Origin of the sequence: Streptomyces sp. ADI95-17 (assembly GCF_003846175.1) — a bacterium.
In the GTDB taxonomy this organism is placed as follows: Bacteria; Actinomycetota; Actinomycetes; order Streptomycetales; family Streptomycetaceae; genus Streptomyces; species Streptomyces sanglieri.
This window is the reverse complement of record NZ_ML123048.1, coordinates 85,618-109,064: the sequence shown is the minus strand read 5'-3', so window position 1 is coordinate 109,064 and position 23,447 is coordinate 85,618. Positions and strand designations below refer to the sequence as shown.

Annotated in this window: 11 protein-coding genes and 1 pseudogene; 8 read left to right on the top strand and 4 right to left on the bottom strand. The window is 70.6% G+C overall.

Annotated features, from left to right (window positions below; translation table 11 throughout):
- Positions 1-103: 103 nt before the first annotated feature.
- The gene (locus tag EES42_RS23590; RefSeq protein WP_124720256.1) at positions 104-1,786 is read left to right on the top strand and encodes a glycoside hydrolase 5 family protein; all 1,683 of its coding nucleotides are present in this window, start codon (positions 104-106) and stop codon (positions 1,784-1,786) included.
- A gap of 88 nt (positions 1,787-1,874) precedes the next feature.
- Here the strand turns inward: EES42_RS23590 and EES42_RS23585 are convergent, their stop codons facing one another.
- Entirely contained in the window at positions 1,875-2,465 is a 591-nt protein-coding gene (locus tag EES42_RS23585; RefSeq protein WP_124720255.1) for a lytic polysaccharide monooxygenase auxiliary activity family 9 protein, read from the bottom strand.
- Positions 2,466-2,725: 260 nt separating this feature from the next.
- Here EES42_RS23585 and EES42_RS23580 point away from each other — a divergent pair, with 260 nt between their 5' ends.
- The gene (locus tag EES42_RS23580) at positions 2,726-4,234 is read left to right on the top strand and encodes a glutamate synthase subunit beta (RefSeq protein WP_124720254.1); all 1,509 of its coding nucleotides are present in this window, start codon (positions 2,726-2,728) and stop codon (positions 4,232-4,234) included.
- A gap of 68 nt (positions 4,235-4,302) precedes the next feature.
- Here EES42_RS23580 and aroQ read toward each other — a convergent pair whose 3' ends face one another.
- On the bottom strand, positions 4,303-4,965 hold the full coding sequence (gene aroQ / locus EES42_RS23575) for a gamma subclass chorismate mutase AroQ (protein ID WP_346775415.1): 663 nt from the start codon (positions 4,963-4,965) through the stop codon (positions 4,303-4,305).
- A gap of 386 nt (positions 4,966-5,351) precedes the next feature.
- Between aroQ and EES42_RS23570 the strand changes: the two genes are divergently transcribed.
- From EES42_RS23570 to EES42_RS23545, 6 genes are all read left to right on the top strand, one after another.
- On the top strand, positions 5,352-6,254 hold the full coding sequence (locus EES42_RS23570) for a sterol desaturase family protein (protein ID WP_241196602.1): 903 nt from the start codon (positions 5,352-5,354) through the stop codon (positions 6,252-6,254).
- Between the two features lie 50 nt (positions 6,255-6,304).
- Positions 6,305-15,805, top strand: a complete 9,501-nt coding sequence (locus EES42_RS23565; protein ID WP_277426136.1) for a non-ribosomal peptide synthetase/type I polyketide synthase — start codon at positions 6,305-6,307, stop codon at positions 15,803-15,805.
- The gene (locus EES42_RS23560; protein WP_124720252.1) at positions 15,795-17,477 is read left to right on the top strand and encodes a phytoene desaturase family protein; all 1,683 of its coding nucleotides are present in this window, start codon (positions 15,795-15,797) and stop codon (positions 17,475-17,477) included. The genes EES42_RS23565 and EES42_RS23560 overlap by 11 nt, the downstream gene beginning before the upstream one ends.
- A gap of 20 nt (positions 17,478-17,497) precedes the next feature.
- Positions 17,498-19,222 carry a phytoene desaturase family protein gene (locus EES42_RS23555; RefSeq protein WP_241196558.1) on the top strand — a complete coding sequence of 575 codons (1,725 nt, stop codon included), beginning with the start codon at positions 17,498-17,500 and terminating at the stop codon, positions 19,220-19,222.
- Entirely contained in the window at positions 19,219-20,274 is a 1,056-nt protein-coding gene (locus EES42_RS23550; protein ID WP_124720250.1) for an MDR family NADP-dependent oxidoreductase, read from the top strand. Before EES42_RS23555 ends, EES42_RS23550 begins: the two co-directional genes overlap by 4 nt.
- A 78-nt stretch (positions 20,275-20,352) precedes the next feature.
- Complete coding sequence (locus EES42_RS23545) at positions 20,353-21,555, top strand: cytochrome P450 (RefSeq protein ID WP_124720249.1); 1,203 nt, start codon at positions 20,353-20,355, stop codon at positions 21,553-21,555.
- Between the two features lie 24 nt (positions 21,556-21,579).
- On the opposite strand, the gene EES42_RS23540 is transcribed toward EES42_RS23545, so the two are convergent.
- Positions 21,580-22,434: an NmrA/HSCARG family protein gene (locus EES42_RS23540; RefSeq protein ID WP_124720248.1), complete on the bottom strand. Its 855-nt coding sequence runs from the start codon at positions 22,432-22,434 to the stop codon at positions 21,580-21,582.
- Between the two features lie 126 nt (positions 22,435-22,560).
- Positions 22,561-23,447: pseudogene (locus EES42_RS23535) on the bottom strand (serine/threonine protein kinase); the annotation flags it as partial.

The window sequence follows — 23,447 nt, the reverse complement described above, 5'->3', positions numbered from 1 at the left end:
CTGATCGCCGCCGGGCCGGTGGGTGCCGCGAGATCCGGCGCCCACCGGCCCGACGTTCCTGACGAGCATCACACCGACCCCCAGCAGCGAGAGGCGAACCACCATGACTCAGACCGTCCCCGGCGATCCGGCCGGCTCCCGGCGCCCGCGTCGCATCCGGCCGGGCCTCCGACGTCGCTCACCCTTCGCCCGCATACCGGCCCTCGCTCTCGCGCCGGCCCTGGCACTGACCCTGATCGTGGCGATCCCTCCGTCCGCCCCGGCCGCGGCGCACACCCTGTCCGTCACCTCCCCGAGCCTGATCTTCCAACAGGGCCTGGGCGCGGTGGAGTTCGGATCAACCGCGGCCTCGGTCTCCTGGGCGATCACCGACGAACAGGGCGTGCGGGTGCGCGGCGGCACCAGCTGGCTCTCCGGCGGGAAGGCCACCATCCCCGTCGCCGACCTCGCCCCCGGCTACTTCGAACTCGCCCTGCACGCGGGCGCCGCCCCCGACCCGACCGACCTGCGCACCTCGTTCGCCGTCATCGAGCCCGTGCCGGACAGCGCGGTCGGCCCGTCCTCACCGTTCGGCGCCGCCGTGCACATCGGACGGGCGGGCTGGGGTCCGAACGTGCTGGACGAGGCACGGAAGACGGGCATCGCGCACATCCGCGAGGACGCCTGGTGGAACCGGTTCGAGACCACGAAGGGCAACTACACCTTCCCGGCCGAATTCTCCAGCACGATGGCCCACGCCCGTGAACTGGGCATCACTCCGATGGTCATCGCGAACGGTGCCAACTCCCTGTACGACAACGGCCGGACGCCGAGCAGCCCCGAGGGCATCGCCGCGTTCGGGAAGTTCGCGGCCGCGGTGCTCAAGCACTACGACCTGAGCAACGTCGAGGTGCTCAACGAGTACAACGCGGGCACCTTCAACAACAGCGCCTGCGGACGGACCGCCGCCTGCTACCTGGAGGTGCTCAAAGGGGTCCACCAGGCCGTGAAGGCCGCGGACCCGGGCGCCACGGTCGTCGGCCCGGCCACCATCGGCATCGCCAACTGCACCCCCGCGGACGGCAGCAAGTGCTTCGCACCGGACCTGATCGACCGCGGCGGGCTGAAGGCGATGGAGGCCTACAGCGTCCACCCCTACCACTTCCCGGGCGGACCGGAGTGGCTGGGCAGCACCGGCGACACCATCGCCGGACTGCGGCAGCGGATCCGCGCCGCCAACGGCGGCCAGGACAAGCCGATCATCCTCAGCGAGATGGGCTGGCCCACCGACACCGGCCACGGCACCACCGAACGCCAGCAGGCCGACAACCTGATCCGGCTGTACGCCACCGGCCTGGCCAACGGTGTGACCCGGGTCTACTGGTACGACCTGGTGAACGACGGCAGCGACCCCACCTCGACGGAACAGAACTTCGGGATGCTCCGGCAGCCCGTGACCCCCACCACCGCGAACCCGGTCTCGGTCACCGCCAACGCCCCGAAGCCGGCCGCGGTGGCCCAGGCGGTGGTGGCCCGGATGCTCGGCGGCAAGACGTACGCCGGTGACGACGCAGTGACCGCACCGGCCCACTCGGTACGTTTCACCGGCGGCGGCACGACCCGCGTGGTGTGGGCGACCACCGCCCGTGACCTCACGGTCTCGGCGACCGGCCCGGTCACCCTGGTCGACTCCTGGGGCCGACGCTCCGTGAGGCAACCGACGGACGGCCGCCTCACGTTGGAGGCCGGCCCGTCCCCGGTGTTCATCGAGGGCCCTGTCACCGGTGTCGGAGCGGCGACGCCGTAGCGGCCGCGTACCGGAGAACGGTTCGGCGGGCGGGTGCCGGGCGCGCTGTGCTGCCCGGCACCCGCCGGCTCGGCGCGGCGGCCCTGTGTCAGAAGGTGACGTCCGAGCAGGCGTAGAACGCGTTGCCGGTGTCGGCGATCGTCCAGACGCCGAGGATCAGATGCTTGCCCGATTTCTGCGGCAGGACTCCGGCGTGGGTCACGGTGGACCCCGGCAGACGGCCGCCGAAGGGCACCGTCAGGAACGGCTGGGGGTCCAGATCGGCCCTGGTGAGGGGCTTGGCGGGGTCGTAGCCGTCCTTGGTGATGTAGTAGCGGAAGTCGGTCGTGGCGTGCCGGGCCTCGATGCGCCAGCGGAAGGTGTAGCTCTGGCCGCCGGTGACCTTCGTCGCGGGCCAGGCCCCGCCACGCGGGTCGTCGAGCTCGGAGAACCGGCCGTTGCCACCGGCGCAGATGGTGCCGTCGACCGGGCCGCGGGCGGGGAAGCCCTTCGGGCCCTCGACGCTCGGCGGCTCCCACTGGATCTGGCCGCAGTTGCGCACGGTGCCGTTGCCGCAGAGCTGCTGACGGCTGACGGGAGCGTCGGTGTAGCCGTGGCTCTTGGCACTGCCGGTGGTGACGAGGAGGGAGGCTCCGGCGATCCCGAGGCCGAGTACCAACGAGGTGATCCTTCTGCGCATGCTTCGCTCCTGAGGGAGGTGTGGGGGCGCTGCGTGACGAGTGGGGAGGGCGCGCACCACCCCACTAGGTCTAGACCAACTTCGAGACTAGTCAGGGCGATTGGTCATGTCCATACCATTGGCGAGCCGTGAGGCGTGACCGGCCGGTAACGACCCCGGCCGGGCCGGGCGTGCCCCTTCGGCACGCTGGGCCGGGGGACAAAGCAGGCGTAGGCTGGCAAAAACGCCTGTGCACCGCGAGTGAGCGATGGAGGCGGCCCATGAACGACCCACACGGCTTCCTCAAGTTTCCCCGCCGGCCCGTCCCGGCACGCCCCGTCCAGGAGCGACTGAGCGACTGGAACGAGGTCTACGCGGGACAGGCGCGGCTCCCCCTGGTGTCGGAGCAGGCCGGGCGCTGCATGGACTGCGGCATCCCGTTCTGCCACAGCGGCTGCCCACTGGGAAACCTCATCCCCGAGTGGAACACGTACGCCAGGCGGGAGAACTGGCAGGCCGCTGCCGAGCGGCTGCACGCGACGAACAACTTCCCGGAATTCACCGGGCGCCTGTGTCCGGCCCCGTGCGAGGACGCCTGTGTGCTGACCATCAACGCCGACCCCGTGACCATAAAGAACGTCGAGCAGGCCATCGCCGACCAGATCTGGGAACGCGGGTACGCGGCACCGCGGCCGCCCGAGCGGCTCAGCGGGAAGACCGTCGCCGTCGTCGGCTCCGGTCCGGCGGGGCTGGCCGCGGCACAGCAGCTCACCAGGATCGGCCACACCGTCGCCGTCTACGAACGCGCCGACCGCATCGGCGGACTGCTGCGCTACGGCATCCCCGAGTTCAAGATGGAGAAACGCCACCTGGACCGCCGCATCGAGCAGATGCGGGCGGAGGGCACCAAATTCCGCACGGGAGTGGAGATCGGCAGTGACCTCGACGCCGCCGAGCTCGTCGAGCGGCACGACGCGGTCGTCATCGCTGTGGGTGCGCGCGGACAGCGGGAGCTGCCCGTGCCGGGCCGTGAGCTGCACGGCATCCACCAGGCCATGGACTATCTGACCCTGGCCAACCGGGTCACCCAGGGCGACTGCGACGCCCCGGCCGTCACCGCCGACGGCAAGCACGTGGTGATCATCGGGGGAGGGGACACCGGCTCGGACTGCATGGGCACCGCACTGCGTCAGGGGGCCGCCTCGGTGGTGCAGCTGGACATCAACCCCGAGCCCGGCGACGACCGGCCCGACAGCGAACCCTGGCCCGTTTACCCGAAGATCTACCGGATATCCCATGCCCATGAGGAGGCCCGGGGCCGGAGGGGCGCGGACCCGAGGGTCTTCGCCTCGGCCACCCTCCGCTTCGAGGGCGACCGGACCGGGCGGGTGCGCGAGTTGCGGCTCGCGGAAGTGGAGCCGGAGACCAGAAGGCCGCTCCCGGGCACCGAACGAGGCATCCCGGCGGATCTGGTGCTGCTCGCGCTCGGCTTCTACGGCCCCGAACGCGACACGGGGCTGATGCGGCAGCTCGGACTGACCCTGGACGGCCGGGGGAACTTCGCCCGGAACGCCGGCTTCGGGGCCGAGACGGCGGATCCGCCGGGGCGGGCGGTCCGGCGCCGGACGGGCGGGATCTTCATCGCCGGTGACGCGGGGCGCGGTCAGTCGCTCGTGGTGTGGGCCATCGCGGAAGGACGGTCCGCCGCCGCCGCGACGGACCGCTGCCTGAGCGGCTCCACAGTGCTCCCGGCGCCGATCGCACCGCAGGACCGGCCCCTGGTGGCTTGACCGGCCGGCCGCGTACCCACTGCGTGAATCAGTCATGTGGGCCGGCGGTCCTGGAACTGGGGGCGCGTTCAACATTCACGCGCCGTGTACTTCAAGCCGATTATTACCCGGCATGCTGCCGACGGTTCCCGCAGACTTCCTTCAAGGAGCCTGCCAGAGCGGTCGAGTGCAGCTCGTCGAGACTCCTCGCGCGACTCACACGTCCCGCCGAGACGGCCAGCGCGACCCGGCACAGTGGAGCGGGCCCGCCGGTACGGTGCCGAGTCGGCGACTGCCCGGACGAGCGCCTCGTTGAGCCGGTCGACCTCCTTGCGAACGTCATCGAGGCGGGGGCGCTCGGTCGGCGCCTCGGACGGGTGGTCCCGCCACAGCCGGTGCAGCCCGCGCTGCACCGCCTTGTTCGCCTCGATCTGGTCGCGGAAGACCAGCCTGGTCAGCCATGGGTCCGCGCCGAGCGCCCCGGCCCGCTCGGCCGCGGAGTCCAGCACCCGCCGCTCCCTGGCGGGGTCGTCGACCGGGCCGCCGGTGCCCCACTTGGCCGCGGCGACCAGGTCGCCGGTGGCGAGGCGCCGGGCGGAGAGCTCGGCGACGGAGCGCACGGGAGACCCCTGGGCCGTCTCGCCGGGAAGCGCGGCGGCCATGGCGGGCGGGGCCGCGGCACCCACTCCGGCGAGCAGCGCCGCGGCGAGTGCGGCGGTCATCGAGCGGCGCGAGGACGAAGGTCGACGCACGAAAACTCCTCGAATTGATATTACTAATAATTCATATTCGTGGTGGACCGGGTGGTCCGGGCCTCACCGGCTATTCTCGACAAGGGCATCGCCGGGAGTCGCATGCGGCTTGAATTCGACGGTTGAGGTCGCCGGGTGGGGAAAAATTAGTAGAGCGGGCCGGCCCGGAGACGGCTCTTGGCCCGCGGGGTCCACGAGGCGACCCCATCACACTCCAGCACATATTTTCGCGCGTGTGACAGGTGGCGACCGGTGCGCCGTTCCTGTGTGCCCGCGCGTAGTAATTGTCGACTCTTTTCTGGCCCGTGCACTGTGCTGCGCTGGTTCCTTTCGTAAAGGTGCTGCGAGTGGAAAACTACGAACCGCTGCCCGGCGGCGATCCGGAGGTGGATTCCGGCCGGGCCGGAGGGAGAAGCGCCCCGGCGTCCGTCTCGCGCGCGGCTCTGCGAGTGGCGGCGTACCCGTTCCTGCTGGCGGGCACAGTCTCGGTGGGTGCCGCGGCACTCTGTTTGGACTGGGACCCGGAGCATGTGAGTCCGCTCTTCCTGCTCAGTGTCATTTCCTATCTCACCGTGCTCGAACGACTGATTCCGCACCGTCGGTCCTGGCATCCGAACGCCGGTGAATGGCGCTGGTACGGGGTCTATTTCCTGCTGACGATGGTGGCCAGCGCATTCGCGCAGTATCTTGTCTCCGCCGTCGTCTCCGAGGTGGCGACGCGTGAAACGGAAATGAATCTCTGGGCGGAAATACCGGCCGCCCTGCTGACCGGTTCACTGGCCAGTTATCTGGTGCACAGGCTCGGTCATACCAATGCTATATTGTGGCGGCTTCACGGCGTGCACCATGTGCCGGAAAAGGTCAACGTCGCCAATAACGGCGTCAACCACGTCCTCGATATCGTTCTCGCGCAGGGAACCGTTCAGCTGGCTCTGTCGCTGGTCGGTTTCTCCCGCGACTCCGTGCTCGTCGTGGGCCTTTTTGTGGCCGCCCAGGGCTATTTCGTCCACGCCAACATCGACGTGCGCATCGGCCGACTCAACCATGTGCTCGCCAGCCCCGAGCAGCACCGGCTGCACCACAGCACCGATCTGTCAGAGGCGGGCCACTACGGCTCGGACCTGTCGATCTGGGACCACGTCTTCGACAGCTACACCTGGCGGCCCGGCCGCGAACCGGTCTCGGTCGGGCTGGGCGATCCCGCGTCCTTTCCCCGTACCGGAGAGATCGTCGCCAGTCTTCTCCACCCCTTGCGCCGTGCGAAGGGGCCCGGGACCGGTTCTGCCTGAACTGCCCTTGCATGCCGGTCCGCGGCGTCACGACTTTAGGAGTTACAGCCTTGCCCGACGTGAACAGTGCCTCTGTGAGCGAAAAAGTAGCGATCATCGGCATGGGGTGCCGACTGCCCGGCGGCGCGTCGGACCACCGCGCCTACTGGCAGAATCTCATGGAGGGCAAGGACTGCATCACACCGACACCGGCCGATCGCTATGACGTCGGCAGTCTCGGCAGCAGGCACAAGGAGAAACCGGGACGTCTGATCGGCGGCCGTGGTGGCTATATCGACGGCTTCGACGAATTCGACCCCGCCTTCTTCGGCATCAGCCCGCGCGAGGCCGACCAGATGGACCCTCAGCAGCGAAAGCTGCTCGAAGTCGCATGGGAGGCGCTGGAGGACGGCGGACAGCGGCCCGCGGAACTCGCCGGCAGCAATACCGCCGTGTTCGTCGGCGCGTTCACGCTGGACTACAAGATCCTGCAATTCTCCGACCTGAGCTTCTCCACACTCGCCGCCCACACCGCCACCGGCACCATGATGACGATGGTCTCGAACCGTCTCTCGTACTGCTTCGACTTCCGCGGACCGAGCATGTCGCTCGACACCGCGTGCAGTTCCTCCCTGGTGGCGGTGCACCTCGCCTGCCGGAGCCTCAACAACCGGGAGACCGACCTCGCTCTGGCCGGTGGCGTCCTGCTGCACATGGCGCCGCAGTACACCATTGCCGAGACCAAGGGCGGATTCCTGTCCCCCGACGGCCGTTCACGCGCGTTCGACGCCACGGCCAACGGCTACGTACGGGCCGAGGGCGTCGGCCTGGTCGCGCTCAAGCGGCTGGACGACGCGCTGCGCGACGGCGACCCCATCCACGCGGTGATTCTCGGCGCGGGGGTCAACCAGGACGGCCGGACCAACGGCATCACCGTGCCCAACGCGGACGCCCAGGTCTCCCTCATCCGACGTGTCTGCGGCGAGGCCGGCATCACCCCCGGCGACCTCCAGTACGTGGAGGCACACGGCACCTCCACGCCCGTGGGCGACCCCATCGAGGCCAACGCCCTGAGCCGGGCCCTGGCCGAGGGACGCCGACCGGACGCCCCCTGCTACGTCGGCTCCGTCAAGACGAACATCGGGCACACCGAATCGGCGGCGGGCATCGCCGGCCTGATCAAGACCGTGCTCTGCCTCAAGCACCGCCTCATCCCGCCCCACATCAACCTGGAGCAGCTGAACAGCGCCATCGACCAGGGGGCCTCCCCGTACCGCATCCCGACCGAGCCGACCCGATGGCCCGCACACGAGGGGCCCGCACGGGCGGGGGTGAACTCGTTCGGGTTCGGTGGCACCAACGCGCACGTCGTGCTGGAGCAGGCACCGGCCCGGAGCGCTCCGCCGGTCCCGCCCGGCGAACGGGCCTGGAATGTCCTCCCGTTGACCGCCCGCACCCCGGAAGCCCTGCCGGAGGTGGCAGCCGGCATCCGCGGCGAGCTGGCAGGGACGAACGGGCCCGAGGTGTCACTGCCCGACCTCGGCTACACACTGGCCCACCGCCGCCAGCACCTGGAGTCGCGGCTCTCCGTCGTGTACTCCTCACGGGCCGGACTGGACGAGGCACTCGACGCCTTCCTGCGCGGCGAACCACACCCCGGAGTCGTCCACGGCAGGCAGCTCGAAGCCGAACAGCGCGGCCTGGTCTGGGTCTTCACCGGCATGGGCCCGCAGTGGTGGGGCATGGGCCGCCAACTGCTCGACACCGACGAGGTGTTCAGGGACGCGGTCACCCGGTGCGACCAGGCCATCCGCTCGATCGCGGGCTGGTCCCTGATCGAGGAGATGAAGGCCGACGAAGCCGGATCGCGCATGGGCGAGACATGGCTCGCACAGCCGGCCAACTTCGCCGTCCAGGTGGGACTCGCGGCCATGTGGCGCCACTACGGCGTGCGGCCCGACGCGATCGTCGGTCACAGCACCGGCGAGGTCGCCGCCTTCTACGAGGCAGGGGTGTACTCCCTGGAGGACGCGGTGAAGGTGGTCATGCACCGCAGCCGCCTCCAGCAGAAACTGACCGGCACCGGCACCATGCTCGCCGTGAGCCTGCCCGAGGACGAGGCACAGGCACGGGTGGCCGCGTTCGGCGACCGGGTCTCCGTGGCCGCGGTCAACAGCCCCTCGGCGGTCACCCTGGCCGGCGACCGCGACGCACTGGCCGAGCTGGCGGACCAGCTGCACGCCGAGCAGATTTTCGCCAAGTTCCTCGCGGTGCAGGTTCCGTACCACAGCGCGGGCATGGAGGCGATCAAGGACGAACTCCTGGCCTCGCTGGACGATCTCGCCCCCCGGGCGGCGACGGTTCCGCTCTACCTGACCGGGCAGGAAGGCACGGCGCACGGCAGCGAGCTGGACGCGAGCTACTGGTGGAAGAACGTACGCCACCGGGTCCGCTTCCGCTCGGCCGTGGACCGGCTCGCCGCCGACGGATACGGACTGTTCCTGGAGATCGGCCCGCACCCGGTGCTCGGCCACTCCATCCGCGAGTGCCTCGGCGACCGGGGCGCGGCCGTACGGACCCTGCCGTCGATCCGCCGCCAGGAGAACGAACCGGAACGCTTCGCCGCCTCGCTGGCGGAGCTGCACAACCTCGGCGTCTCCATCGACTGGGACACCCTGCACCCGGCGGGCACACCGGTGGTCCTGCCCCGCTACCCGTGGCGGCGCGACCGCTACTGGACGGAGCCCGCACCCGTGGCCCAGGTCCGCCTCGGCCACACCGACCACCCGCTGCTGGGCCGTCGCACCACGGACACCGAACCGACCTGGGACTCCGCACTCGACACCGAGCGGCTGCCCTACCTCGACGACCACCGCATCCAGTCCACCGTCGTCTTCCCGGCGGCGGGATACCTGGAGATGGCCACGCAGGCCGTCCGCTCCCTCACCGGCGGCACCCACGTCGTGCTGACGGACATCGAGTTCCGCAAGGCACTGTTCCTGCCCGAGGGCGAGGACCGGGCCGTTCGGCTGACCCTCTCCTCACAGAACGCGGCGTTCACGATCGCGTCCAAGGGGCAGGACGAGGGCAGCCGAGCCGTGCACGCCTGCGGAGTCGTACGTTCGGGGCAGCCACGACCGGCAGGGCCCCCCGCCGACACCGAGGCACTCCGGTCCCGCGCCCGGCGCCGGCTGGACGCCGAGGACTGCTACGCGGAGCTCGCCGCCCTCGGCTACCACTACGGGCCCGCGTTCCGCGCCATCGACGAGGTGTGGATCGGCTCCGGGGAGGTGCTCGCCCGGCTCCGCCCGCCCGCGGTGATCGGTGACGACGCGGCCGGACACCACATCCATCCCGTACTGCTCGACGCCTGCTTCCAGTCGCTGCTGACGACACAACTGCTCGACGCCGAAGGCACAGACACGGGCGGACCGGAGCGGCAGACCACCGGGATCCGCCTGCCCCTGTCGATCGAGGAGCTGCACCTCACCCCGGTGGGAGACCGCACGATCTGGGTGCACGCCACGGTGACCCGCGACAGCGCGGACGAACTCGTCGGGGACATGGCCGTATACGCGGACAGCGGCGAACCCCTCGGCGGCATCAACGGCTTCCGCGCCGCCGACGTGGAGAAGGCGTCCACCACGGTCGGGCTCGGCACGATCGACTCCTGGCTCGCCGAGACCGTCTGGATCGACAGCCCCGTCGAACCCACCACGGACGAGGCCGGACACGGAACGGCGACCGGCGCAGCAGGCCGGCTTGGCGGATCCAGCGGCGGCGACTGGCTGGTCTTCGCCGACAGCCGGGGCGTCGGCGACGCCCTGAGCGCCCTGCTCGCCGCCCGGGGCGAGCGCTGCCACCTGGTGCGTCCCGGCGACACCTACAGCAGAGGGGGCGAGGACAGCGAGTTCACCGTGGACCCGGGGTCCGCCTCCGACCTGGAGCGCCTCTTCGCCGACCTGAACGAGGACAGGGACGGCAGACACAGCGGCGGCGAAGGCGGTGCGGGGCCCGTCGCCACCATCGTGCATCTGTGGAACCTCGATCTGCCTCGGCTCGCCGAGACCTCGCCGCAGGACCTCGCCCGGCACAGCGGCACCGGAGCCTACTCACTGATCGCGCTCGCCCGGACACTGCTCCGCCGCGGGACGGCCGGCCGGCTGCACATCGTGACCCGTGGCGCCCAGCACGTCGAACCCGGCGAGACCGTCGAGCCGCTGGGAGCGCCCGCGTGGGGAGTGGGCCGGGTGCTCAGGCACCAGGAGCTGACCTCCCACCCCGGCAAACTGATCGACCTGGACCCCCGTGCGCCGGGCGACGAGGGCAGCCGCGCCGAGGCCCACGCGCTGCTGCGTGAGCTCCTGAGCGACGACGAGGAGGAGATCGCATTCCGCGGCGCGGACCGCCGCACCAGCCGCATCCGGCAGGCCGAACAACTGACGCACCCCCTCCCGCTGCAACTGCGCACCGACGCGAACTACCTGGTCACCGGCGCCTTCGGAGCGCTCGGCCGACTGCTCTGCCGGACGCTCGTCCGGCGTGGGGCGCGCAGTCTGATCCTGATCGGACGCACCACGCTGCCGGAGCGCTCCACCTGGCGGGAGCTGGACCCCGCCACCGCCACCGGCCGTGCCACCGCCTTCGTCAAGGAACTGGAGGCGCTCGGGGCACGAGTCGTCCTGGCACCGCTCGACATCACCGATGAAACCGCGTTCACCACCTGGCTGGACGCTCACCGGCGCACCGATCCGCTGCCGATCCGCGGCGTGTTCCACCTCGCGGGTCAGGTCCGCGACACCCTCGTCGAGGACATGGACCACCGGACGTTCTCCGAGGCCCATGACCCCAAGGCCATCGGTGCCCACCTGCTGCACCGCCACCTCCGGGACGAACCGCTGGACCACTTCGTCCTGTTCGCCTCGATCGCCTCACTGCTCACCACGGCCGGCCAGACCAACTACGCCGCGGGCAACGCGTTCCTGGACGCGCTGGCGCAGCACCGCCGGGCACTCGGACTGCCGGGACTGAGCGTGGACTGGGGCCCCTGGGCCACCGGCATGATCGAGGAACTGGGGCTCGTCGACCACTACCTCCACAACCGCGGGATGAGCTCGCTCGCGCCGGACGTCGGCATGGCCGTGCTGGAACGCGTCATCGGCCAGGACCGAGCCCAGCTGCTCGTCGCCACGGTCGTCGACTGGCCGGTGTTCCAGGCCTGGTACGCCGCGCCGCCCCGGCTGGTCGCCGAACTGGCGGCGGCCGCCCCCGCCAAGGCGGCCACCGGGCCGGACGAGGGCATCCTCGAAGCCTTCCGCAACGCCGACATGGCGCAGCGCCTGGCCCTGGTCACCGGACGTTTCATCGAGCTGACCGCCTCGGTGCTGCGGACCGGCCCCGACCGGATCGACCCGCAGGCCGGGCTCAACGCGCTGGGACTCGACTCACTCCTGGCGATGGAACTGCGAGCCCGGATCAGCTCCGAGCTCGGCGTCGCCCCGCCAGTGGTGGCCCTGCTGAGCGGCACCCCGGTCGCCGAGCTGATCACACAGCTCCACGACGCCCTGGCCGAGCTGGTCGCCCACGAGGCCGGAAACGCCGACATGGGCGAGGTGGAGGTGTACGAGGACGAACTCAGCCACCCGCTGACGCAGAACCAGAAGGCACTGTGGTTCCTCCGGCAGCTCAACCCCGAGGGCTATGCGTACAACATCGGCGGCGCCGTCGAGGTCCGGGTCGCACTCGACCCCGACCTCATGTTCGAGGCCGTGCGCTGCATGGTGGCCCGGCACCCGGCACTGCGCACCAACTTCCTTACGGTCGACGGCGTACCCCTGCAACGGGTGTCGCCGGAGGCGAGCGCGGATGTAGCCCTGTTCGACGTGCAGGACCAGGAGTGGGAGAACATCCACCGCACGATCGTTGCCGAGTACCGCAGGCCGTACGACCTGGAGAGCGACCCGCTCTTCCGCTTCCGCCTCTTCAAGCGCGCCCCCGACCGCTGGGTGATCATGAAGGCGGTGCACCACATCGTCTCCGACGCGATCTCGACGTTCACCTTCATCGAGGAGCTCCTGGCGGTGTACGAGGGGCTGCGCCAGGGCCAGGCCCCCTCGCTGCCGCCCGTCACCGCCCGCTACCTGGACTTCCTCAACGCGCAGAACCGCTTCCTGGCCGGACCCGCGGCGCCGCGCATGCTCGACTACTGGCGCTCCCACCTGCCGGCCGAGGTGCCGACGCTGGAACTGCCCGTCGACAAGCCCCGCCCCGCCGTCCAGACACACAACGGCGCCTCCGAGTTCTTCGTCCTGGACACCGAGCTGAGCGCCCGGGTGCACGCCCTGGCCCGCGAGCACGACGTGACCCCCTTCATGGTGCTGCTGAGCGCCTACTACGTGCTGCTGCAGCGTTACTCCGGTCAGGACCAGGTCATCGTGGGCAGCCCGGTGACCGGCCGGACCGAGCAGGATTTCGCCTCCGTCTACGGCTACTTCGTCAACCCGCTCCCGCTGCACGCGGATCTGTCCGGCGACCCCTCGGTGGCCCGGCTGCTGCAAGAGGTCCGTACCACGGTGCTGGGCGGGCTGGACAATCAGGAGTACCCGTTCGTCCTCCTGGTCGACAAGCTGGGCCTCCAGCACGACCCCAGCCGCTCCGCGGTGTTCCAGGCCATGTTCATCCTGCTCACCCACAAGGTCGCCACCGAGAAGTACGGCTACCGGCTCCAGTACATCGAACTCCCCGAAGAGGAAGGGCAGTTCGATGTGACGCTGTCGGTCTACGAGGACGAGGCGGAGCGACGCTTCCACTGCGTCCTGAAGTACAACACCGACCTCTTCCTGCCGGAGACCATGCGGCGGATGGCATCGCACTACACCGCACTGCTCGACAGCATGACCCGCGCCCCGGGGGACCGGCCCACCTCCCGGTTGGAGATGCTGGGCGCCCAGGAGCGCGAGCGGCTGGTCGGCGAGTGGAGCGGCGCCGCGCGCACCGCGCTGCCTCCGGCGGCCGGGGAGGGCGAGGCGGACGGCTTCCGCCCGGTGCATCAGCTGATCAGTGAGACCGCCGCGCGCTGCCCCGACGCCGTGGCCGTCACGGTCCCGGCGCTCCAGGGGCCGGCGCACCGATTGACGTACGCGGAACTGGACCGCAGGTCGGGTGAGCTGGCCCGGCTGCTGCGCGGGCTCGGGGCCGGTGCCGGATCGGTGGTGGCGCTCTGCCTGGACAAGTCACCCGAACTCGTCGTCGCGCTCCTCGCCGTCCTCAAGGCCGGCGGGGCCTACCTCCCGGTCCCGGCCGACCACCCGGCCGACCGCGCCGCCCACACCGTACGGGCCGCGGGCGCCACCCTCGTCGTCGTCGCGGACGACGCCTGCCGGGACCGGATGGCGGGGCTTCCGGTCCCGACACTCACACTGCGGGAGCTGCACGAGGCGGACCCGGACGCGGCACCCGGGCCGGACGGCCGGGACGCGGTCGGGCCCGGCGCCGAGGACCCGGCCGGTCCCGACTCGACCGCCTACATCATCCACACCTCCGGCTCGACCGGCGTCCCCAAGGCCGTGCGGGTCAGCCACCGCAACCTCGCGTCGGCCTACGCGGCCTGGCTCCAGGAATACCGGCTGGACCGCGACGTGCGGGTGCACCTCCAGATGGCCGCCCCGTCGTTCGACGTCTTCACCGGCGACGTGGTGCGGGCGCTGTGCTCGGGCGGCAGCCTGGTGCTGGTCGACCGCGATCTGCTCTTCGACACCGAACGCCTGTACACCACGATGCGCAAGGAGCGCGTCGACTGCGCGGAGTTCGTGCCTGCCGTCGTACGCGGCCTCATGGACCACTGCGAACGCCATGGCCGGCGCCTGGACTTCATGCGTCTGCTGGTCGTCGGGTCCGACGTCTGGAAGGCCGGGGAGTACCGCAGGCTGCACGAGCTGTGCGGGCCGGGCACCCGACTGATCAACTCCTACGGGGTCACCGAGGCGACCATCGACAGCGCCTTCTTCGAAGGGCCCGTCGACGACCTGGAACCCGGCCGGACGGTGCCGATCGGACGGCCCCTGGACAACAGCACGCTCCATGTGCTCGACCGGCACGGCGAACCGGTACCGCCCGGTGTGCCCGGCGAGCTGTGGATCGGCGGCGAAGGCGTCGCACTCGGCTACGCGGGCGACCCCGCGCTGACCGACCAGCGCTTCGTCACCCGGACCCTGAGCCGTGAGCCGGGCGCCGCCCCCGTACGCCTCTACCGCAGCGGCGACGCGGCACGCTGGGACGCGGACGGCCGGGTCCATCTCCTGGGCCGGGTCGACGACCAGGTCAAGCTCCGGGGCCACCGCATCGAGATCGGCGAGATCGAGGCACACCTCGCACAGCGGCCGGAGCTGGCCCGGACGGTCGTCACCGTACGCCCCGACGCCCGGGGCGAGGACGTGCTCGTCGCCTACTGCGTACCGGCCCAGGGGGCCACACCGGACGGGCGGGCGCTGCGCCGGCACCTCGGGGACCGGCTGCCCGCGTACATGGTTCCGGCACACTTCGTCGTACTCCCGCAGCTGCCGCTGACCGCCAACGGCAAGGTCGATCCCGCCTCCCTGCCGACGCCCCGGCTCGACGCGGACGACGAGCCCGAGGAGACACCGCGCACACCCTTCGAGCTGAGCATGGCCCGGCACTGGGAGGAACTCCTCGGACTGGAACGGGTCGGCCTGGCACAGGAGTTCTTCGAAGCCGGCGGCAGCTCCATCAAACTGATCGAGCTGATCCACCGGCTCCGCAAGGAATTCGGCGTCGGCATCCCCGTCAGCTTGTTGTACCGGGTCACGACCCTGCACGGGATGGCCACGACACTGGAGCGCCTGGCCACCGGATCCGTCTCCGACGACCTGCCCTGCCTCAGCTTCAACAGCGAACGGGAGCCGACCGTGTTCTGCTTCCCGCCGGCGGGCGGCCACGGACTCGTCTACCGGGGATTCGCCGCCACATTGCCCGAGTACCGGCTGATCGCCTTCAACTACGTCCCGGGTACCGACAAGGTGGTCCGCTACGCCGACCTCGTCGAGTCCCAGCGGCCCGAGGGCAAATGCCTGCTGCTCGGCTACTCACTCGGCGGCAACCTCGCCTTCGAGGTGGCCAAGGAACTAGAGAGCCGGGGCCGCGACGTCGCCCATGTGATCGTGCTGGACTCGCACCGCATCGTCGAGGCGTACGTACCCGGCCCCGAACACATCGAGTTCTTCGAGGCGGAACTGGCCGAACACCTGCGCAAACACACCGGATCGGACGCCGTGGCCCGCGAGACCCTCGACCACGCCGCCGAGTACCTGGCCTTCTGCGGGCGCACCCCGAACCTGGGCACGGTGGCCGCGACCGTCAGCGTGATCACCGACGAGGAGAAGACCGCGCTCTACGCCGCCGGCGCGTCCGGCACTTGGCACGGCAGCTCGACCACGGACAATGCCGTGCTGCGAGGCTCCGGGATCCACGCCGACATGCTCGACCCCAAGCACGCGGCCCGCAACGCCGAGCTGGTGCGCGGCATCCTCCAGGAGGGCGGCGCCCATGTCCGATGAGGCGGAGGACGAGTGGAGCGTCCCCGGCCGGGAGAAGGACGGCGGCCCCCGGGTCATCGTGATCGGCGCAGGCGTCGCGGGAATGTCCACCGGGTGCTACGCGCAGATGAACGGGATGCGCTCGCGCATCTTCGAAAAGCACGTGCTGCCCGGCGGCTGCTGCACGGCCTGGTCGCGCGACGGCTACATCTTCGACTACTGCATCGAATGGCTGATCGGCACGGCCATCGGCAACGAAGCCAACCAGGTGTGGCGCGAACTGGGCGCGCTCGACGGCAAGACCATCACCAACTTCGACATGTTCAACCGGGTCGTCGACGAGGCCGGCCGGTCGGTGACCTTCTACAACGACCCGGACCGGCTGGAACAGCACCTGCTGGGCATCTCGCCCGACGACGCCCGGCTGATCCGCTCCTTCTGCCGCGATCTGCGCCGGTTCACCGACATCGAGCTGTATCCGTTCCTGACCGCTCCGGCGCTGCGCACCGTACGGGAGAGAGCGGCGCTGCTGCGCACCGTCCTGCCCGCGTTCCGGCTGTTCTGGCGCACGGCGGCCACGCCGATGCACGAGTTCGCCGACCGGTTCCAGGACCCGTTGCTCCGCAGGGCGTTCCGCAACATCTTCTTCCAGGACCCGGAGGGCTTCCCGCTCCTCCCGTACCTGTTCAACATGGCGGGAGCCCACCATCAGAACGCAGGGTTCCCGCAAGGAGGTTCGCTCGGCCTGGCCCGGTCGATCGAGGAACGCTACACCGGGCTCGGCGGCGAGATCAGCTACCGGGCCCGGGCCGAACGGATCCTGGTCGAGGACGGGCGCGCCATCGGGATCGAACTGCGCAACGGCAAGCGGTACTACGCCGACCACGTCGTCTCCGCCTGTGACGGCCACACCACGATCCACGGCCTGCTGCAGGGCCGGTACACCGGACCGCGGATCGACAAGCTCTACGACGAACTGCTGAACCGCCCCGGCACCCTGTTCCCCGCGGTGGTCTCCGCCTTCGTCGGCATCCGGGGCGAGCTGGGCGCCGACCGGGCCCACAGCACCACCTACCTGCTCGCCCCGCAGGACGCCGAGCAACTGCCCGGCGCCCTGCAGAGCAGCGTGGTGGTGCAGATGCGCTCCGACTACTCGGACGGATTCGCCCCGCCCGGAAGATCGGTCATCCACTGCACCTACTTCAGCGACTTCGCGTACTGGAAGGAACTGCGCGCCGTCGACCGCAAGGAATACCGGGAGAAGAAGCGTCAAGTGGCCGACTTCGTCCGGGGGTTCCTGGAACGACGGCTGCCCGGTCTGGGCGAGCGCATCGAACTGGTCGATGTCGCCTCCCCGGCGACGACCCGGCGCTACACCGGCAACCACGACGGTTCCATCCTGGCGTGGAAGGCGTTCTCCGAGGCCGACGACATCGCGGCCAAGCTGGTCGGCAAGGACCGCATGCGCCTGCCGGGCCTGCGCGGATTCTCGATGGCCGGGCAGTGGGTCGGCATGGGCGGCCTGATCCGCGCCGCGTCCACCGGACGCTTTGTCGTCCAGTACCTCTGCGACGAGCTCGGGCGCGGGTTCACGGCGTCCGAGAGCCGGGGCGCCGAACCCTGGCATCCGGGAAAGCTGGGCCGGCTTCCCCAGCTCGACAACTGGTCCATGCGTGGTGACACCCGCACATGAGTACCGAGGAGAACAGGTTCATGCCGCGTTCCGAACGAGAGTCGATGATCATCATCGGCGCAGGGCTGGGCGGTCTGTCCACCGGGTGCTACGCCCGGATGAACGGCTATAGGACCCATGTCCTGGAGATGCATGAACTGCCCGGCGGCTGCTGCACGGCCTGGGACCGCGGCGACTTCAGACTGGACCCCTGCGTCAGCTGGCTGCTGGGCAGCGGCCCCGGCAACGAGATGCACCAGATCTGGCTGGAGCTCGGTGCGCTGCAGGGGAAGGAGATCCGGCACTTCGACGTGTTCAACGTCGTACGCGGCCGGTGCGGCCGGGCCGTGTACTTCTACTCCGACCCCGACCGCCTCCAGGCCCACCTGACGGAGCTCTCGCCCGCCGACGCGGCCCTGATCAGGGACTTCTGCAAGCAACTGCGCGCCTTCCGCAAAGCCCTCGCCGTCTATCCCTTCCTCAGACCGGTCGGACTGATGCCGGTGACGGAACGCTGGCGCATGCTGGCCTCCTTCGTCCCGTACTTCAACGTCGTACGCAAATCCATCGGCGTACTCATGACCGACTACTCGGCGAGGTTCAAGGACCCGCTGCTGCGCGAGGCGTTCAACTTCATCCTCTACGAGAAGCATCCGGCCTTCCCCGTACTGCCGTTCCACTTCCAGCTCGCCTCGCACGCCAACCTGTCCGCGGGCGTCCCGGAAGGGGGTTCGCTCGGGCTCGCCGAGTCGATCGAGCGGCGCTACCGCAAGCTCGGCGGCGAAGTGACCTACAACGCCAAGGTCGAGGAAGTACTCGTCGAGGACGACCGCGCGGTCGGGGTGCGGCTCAGCGACGGACGCGAGCTGCGCGCCGACATCGTCGTCTCGGCCTGCGACGGACGCACCACCATGATGGATCTGCTGAAAGGCCGATACCTCAACGAGGAGTACCGGCGTCTCTACACCCGCACCATCCGGGAACCGGGCATGGTGTTCCCCGGCTACTTCACGCTCTTCCTCGGCCTGCGCCGCGACTTCCCCGACGCCGACCCCTGCACCACCTATCTGCTCGACGAGTCGGAAGCGGCCGGACTGACCGGCATCCGGCACCCCAGCGTCAACGTCCAGTTCCGCAGCCGGCACTACCCCGAACTCTCCCCGCCCGGGACGAGCGTCGCGTACGTCACCTACTTCTGCGACATCGCTCCCTGGCGGGCCCTGGACGAAGGACCGGAACAGGCCACCCGCAGCCGGGGCGGGCAGGAACTGCACACGCTTCCGGTACGCCACGGCCGCGGGTACTACGCGGCCAAGCGCCGGGCCCGCGAGACGCTCGTCGCGTTCCTGGAACGGCAGCACCCCGGCATCGCCGACGCGATCGCCGTCCGAGACGTGTCCAGCCCGCTCACCCAGGTCCGCTACACGGGCAACTACGACGGGACCGTGCTCGGGTGGCAGCCGTTCGTGGAGAGCGGGGAGACGCTGGAGAAGCTCATCAAACGGCACGGCCCGGGTCTGCCGGGGCTGCGGAACTTCTACCAGTCCGGTGTGTGGGCGACCACCGGCGGCCTGATCCGCGCTGCGGCGGCGGGCCGGCATGTCATGCAGTTCATCTGCCGCGACGACGGCCGCGCGTTCACCGCGTCCATCGACGAGAGCGGCCCGTCACCGACCCATCGGGTCATCGAGGTAGGGCCCCGGCCGGTGCCGCGGCCCGTCCCGGAGGGCCGCCCGGCCCCCGTCGAGAGTGAGGCAGCGCGATGAGAGCCAGCAAATGGGTGGTGCGCGAGCACATCGAGGGTGTCCCCGATGTCGAGCGGGTCTACGGACAGGTCGAGGAGGAGATCGACACCGAACTCGCCCCGGACGAGATGCTGCTGAGGACGCGCTACGTATCGGTGGACCCCTACCTCCAGGGCATCGCGCTGGACACCCCGCTCGGTGGGCACATGGGCGCCGACTCGATCATGGAAGTGCTGGAGGCGGGGCCGCTCGCCGCGCACCGCCCCGGTGACCTGGTGCAGGGGTTCGGCGGCTGGCGCACCCATCTCGTCAGCAACGGCGCGGCCACCCCCTGGCAGACCGGCACGTTCCCGATGGTCTTCCCGGCGTTCCGCCGCCTGGACCCCGACTGGTACGACGAGGCGCTGCCGCTCCACACCGCACTCGGCGTCATGGGCGGCCCCGGCATGACCGCCTGGGGCACCCTGACCAAGTTCATGTCGATCCGCCCCGGGGACACCGTCGTGATCAGCGGCGCCTCCGGCTCCGTCGGCTCACTGGTCGGCCAGATGGCCAAGCTCGCGGGTGCCCGCGTGGTGGGCACCACGTCGACGCCGGAGAAGGCGGACTACCTCGACGAGCTGGGATTCGACGCGGTCGTCGTCTACCGCCACGGTGACAACAGCGAGGCCGTGCGGGACGCGCTGCTGTGGGCCGCGCCGGACGGCGTCGACAAGTACTTCGACAATCTGGGCGGCACCGTCACCGACGCCGTGTTCTCCATGCTCAATATCGGGAGCCAGGTGGCCGTGTGCTGGCAGTGGGCCACCCAGGTGGGCCGCGACTTCACGGGACCGCGGCTGCTGCCCTACATCATGTTCCCGCGGGCCCACATCCGGGGCATCTTCTCGCTGGAATGGTTCACCGAACAGAACTGGCGCGCGCTCCACGACGAGCTCGGCGGCCTGGTCCGACGAGGCGAGGTGCGCTGTGGACACACCCTCCACCAGGGCTTCGAGAACATCCCGGACGCCTACCGGAGCCTGTACCGGGATCCCGGGGCCAACCGCGGCAAGGTACTGGTCGAACTCTGACCACCGGTCCCGCGCGCCATCCGTAACCACCCGCCCGAGCACAGCAGTTCGCCGCACCCGTGCAAGCCTGGAGGCCCCGTGTCCTGCCCTGCCGATGCCCACGTCCGTCCCGGGCCGCCCCTGCCACCGCTGCACCGGCTGGACTTCGAGCCACCCGGCCCGCCCAGGCCCATCGCCTTACCCGACGGGACGGCGGCCTGGCTGGTGAGCCGTTACGCCGATGTGCGCATGGTCCTGACCGACAGCCGGTTCGGGCGCGCCGGGCTCCACGCGCCGGATTCCCCGTCCCTGTCGGGCGAATCCGGCCTGGTGAGCAGCCTCGACCTGATCTTCAACCAGGACGGCGAGGACCATCTGCGTCTGCGCCGCACCATGCGGCGCGCGTTCACGCCCAGGGCCGTCGCCCGCTGGCAGCCCTGGATCGCCAAGATCGTCGAACAGTGCCTGGACGAACTCGCGGACTGCGCACGCCCGGCGGACCTGGTGGCCGGCTTCACCCTCCCGCTCCCGGTCGCCGTGATCAGCAGACTGATGGGCCTGGACACCGAGGCCCAGGAGCGGCTGCGTCACTGGAGCCAGTACGCCTTCTCCGACGGTTCCCACCCCGAGGAGGAAATGGCGTCCGTGCTGGCGGAGTTCGCCGAATTCGGAGCCGAACTGCTGGCCGGGCGGCGCCGGGCGCCGGGCGACGATCTGCCCAGCGCGCTGGTCCGGACGGCGGACGAGGAGGGAGGCATCCCCGAGGGGCAACTCGTCGACTTCGTATGCGGGTTGGTCGTGGGTGGCCATGACAGCACGATGACGATGCTCAGCAATTCGCTGCTCTATCTGCTCGGCGAGCGACCGGAGGTCTGGCCCCGTCTCGGGGCGGACGAAGCTGCCGCCGGCGCACTGGCGGACCGCCTGTTGCACCTGATTCCGCTCGGCGACGACCGGGGGACCGCACGTTACGCCGCCACCGACACGGAGGTCGGCGGCGTGACGATCCCGGCGGGCTCGGTGGTGCTCGCCGACTGCGGCGCGGCCAACCGCGACCCCGAGGTGTTTCCGCCCCGGCCGCTGGACGAACTCTTCGCACCTCTGGCGGCGCCCACCCTGGCGTTCGGGGCGGGCGCACACTACTGCCTGGGCGCCTGGCTGGCGAGGCTGGAACTCCAACTGGCCCTGCACCGGCTCGCCGCACGCCTTCCCGGCCTGCGCCTGGCCCAGCCCGCCGAAGAGGTCGAATGGCACCTGGGCACCACCTCCCGCAGCCCGCGGCGGATCGCCGTCACCTGGTAGCGGAGCCCGCCCGCGGTTCGGGGGTCAGCCGCGCGGCTGCGGCCAGTCCTGGGCCTGCGCCCATGTGGCGTAGGAGGTCCAGGGGACGGCGGGTAACTGCGTCCGCAGCGCTGCCATGTCCACCTGGTAGCCGCCGTTCGCGAAGAAGCTGTACATGGCGAACATATCGGGGTTGGCGGTGCGCAGCTCCTCCAGCGAGGACCGGCGGAACGCGACCGTGCCACCTGCGGCCCGCCCGATCTCCTCGGCCATCCGGACCGGTGTGGGATCGTCGCCCGCCACCTCGACCCGCTGCCCGGTCCATCGGTCCGGATCGGCGACGACCGCGGCCACGACCCGCCCCAGGTCCTGCCGCGCCACCTGCTGGAGGGGAGTGTCGCCGGGCATCGGCATGGTGAGGCGGCCGGCGGCCACCTCCTCCCGGGAGCCCAGGGCGTTGTCGTAGAAGTACGTCGGTGCCACCACCGTCGCCGGCAGTCCCGAGCGGGCGAGCAACTCCTCGGTCCTGGCCTTGGTCTCGAAGTGCGGGACACCGGTGTCCCGGTCCGCACTGGCGACCGAGGCCAGCACCAGGTGGGGGAGCGCGACGTCGGCGGCCGCCCGGACGATGGCCGCCCCCTGAGCCACCTCGGCCTCCAGACCGTCCTGGAACGGGGTGGTGACGGCGAAAGCGGCCTCCGCGCCCCGGAAGGCCTCGGCGAGCGAGGCCGCGTCGAACAGATCGCCCGGCACGACCTCCGCCCCGGCCGCCGCCAGCGCCCGGGCCCGCCCGCTGCCCGGATCACGCACCACGGCCCGTACGGCACGGCCCGCCTCCAGCAGGGCGGCGACCACCGCGCCACCCTGACCACCGGTCGCGCCGAGCACAGCTGTGGGCATGAGGCCTCCCTGCATGGGGTCTCCCTGATCGAACGACATGGGTCCATGCTGACCCGGGGGCGGCCGGCCCTGCCACCGGGAGAAACCCGGAGGCGCCGACGGCGATGTGCCGGACGGCGGAAGGGCTCAGCTGCCGGAACTGGAGCCGGAGCCGGCGGCGTTGCGCCATACGGTGAGGTCCAGCGTCAGGTACTTGCTGGGCGACTCCTCGCCCGAGAGCCCCTGGATCGTCACCAGGCCCATGTGTCCCGTACCCGTCGTGACACAGATCTGCCTGCCCTTGGAGACCGTGTTGAGGTAGATGGTCTCGGTGAACCGGGTGTCCGCGCGGCAGGCCTCCAGGGAGCCCTCCTGCCCGGGATCGAGCAGCACCAGGCTGCCGCCCGTGGTCTCCGCGTCGAGATATCCGCCGGTGTCGTAGGAGAGTTCGTACCCACCGTCCTCGCCCTGCTGGGGCCGGACATCGTCGTCCCCGAGCGTCAGGTGGTAGCCGGCGGTCAGGTTGATGCCCTTGTATTCGACGGGCTTCGCCTGGGGCTTGATGCTCGGCTTGGAGCCGGCCTCCTCGCCACCGTTGTGGTTCCCGGTCGTGCCGCTCGTCCGCTTGCCGCTCGTGGAGCCGCCCGCCTGCTCCTCCTTGCCGTTGTGCTTGAGCAGGAAGTACAGCGTGCCGCCGGCCACGACACCCAGGACCAGCGCGGCGGCGATGGCGGTGATCGCGCGCCGCTTGCCGGAACCCTCCGGGCGCTGGGGCGCCTGGGGCACGGGGCTGCCGGGGTACGTCTGCGACTGCGCCGGCATCTGGGTCGGGGCATACGCGTGGGGGTTCGCCTGGGCCGGCCCGTGTCCCTGGGACGGATGGGGCACCTGGTACGAGGGCTGGGGCGGGACGGGCGAGGGCTGGGCCGTCTGGGTGGGCTGCTGCGCCACGGGCGGACCGAAGCCCGGCGGCGGGGTGGCCGGGGCCACCGGAGCGGTCGGCGAGTAGCCCGCGGGCGCGGTGGGAGCGTAGG